The following is a 432-nucleotide window of genomic DNA, read 5'->3' as shown; positions in this document are numbered from 1 at the left end:
TAGCCTGGATTTCTCATAGCACCTCAGCCAGTACCGCACTCAGGCTCTAACACCGCTTAACACCTATTGGCTCGACTTACATCGGCTACTTTTTAACCACTTTTCGTCGTTCAGACACACCTCCCCCTTCCCCCCATTGCGTCGGGCCGGGGGAGCCCGAGCAGTCAGTTCGGCACCAACCGCCTGACGAGATCGGATAGCGCCGTTTTATAGGGGTAGCTGTCACTCATGAGTACGCGGATTCGACGCGTATTGCGGATGATGATCGCGCCTACTTTGATGAGCTTGAGCCTCAGGTTGCTCGGACTCATGCGCGCGAAGGGCGTGTGCTTCAGGTAAGTCCGTAACCGCTCGAACAGTGTATAAGCGAAGCCCGACAAGATCAGCCGCCACTGATTGGCCCACCAGTGCGTGCTGGAGGTACGGTCAGCG

1 protein-coding gene is annotated in these 432 nt (G+C 56.9%); it reads right to left on the bottom strand.

The window, feature by feature from the left end; translation table 11 throughout:
• Positions 1 to 164: 164 nt before the first annotated feature.
• Positions 165 to 432 (bottom strand): transposase (locus QIT27_RS16980; RefSeq protein WP_285264491.1); only part of this gene is annotated, 268 nt, incomplete at its 5' end.

The sequence above is a fragment of the Halomonas sp. LC1 genome, from assembly GCF_030247125.1.
Classification (GTDB): domain Bacteria; phylum Pseudomonadota; class Gammaproteobacteria; order Pseudomonadales; family Halomonadaceae; genus Vreelandella.
This window is presented reverse-complemented; position numbering and strand designations above follow the sequence as displayed.